This window comes from Pseudoalteromonas sp. MER144-MNA-CIBAN-0113 (genome assembly GCF_040308965.1).
Taxonomy (GTDB): Bacteria; Pseudomonadota; Gammaproteobacteria; order Enterobacterales; family Alteromonadaceae; genus Pseudoalteromonas; species Pseudoalteromonas tetraodonis.
The window spans coordinates 1-231 of record NZ_JBEOOG010000637.1 but is presented as its reverse complement, the minus strand read 5'-3'; the positions used below and the strand labels follow the sequence as shown (position 1 = coordinate 231).

The window sequence follows — 231 nt, the reverse complement described above, 5'->3', positions numbered from 1 at the left end:
AGGTATAGCTTAGGTCTTTATAAAACCTCATTAGTTAGAGGCCTACCTTCACTTACTTCAAACGCGTTAAGCAGGGTTGTGTTTGCTATTTCGGTGAGTGCTTCTTGTGTAAAAAAGCCCTGATGCCCCGTTACTAATACATTTTTAAAGCTCACTAAGCGCGAAAATATATCGTCTTGGTTTATTTCGTCACTGTGGTTTTTAAAAAATAGCTCCGACTCTTGCTCGTAA

1 pseudogene is annotated in these 231 nt (G+C 39.0%); it reads right to left on the bottom strand.

What is annotated here, in order from left to right:
* Window positions 1–17 precede the first annotated feature (17 nt).
* A pseudogene (locus AAEY57_RS21280) lies at window positions 18–231 on the bottom strand (2-hydroxyacid dehydrogenase); the annotation flags it as partial.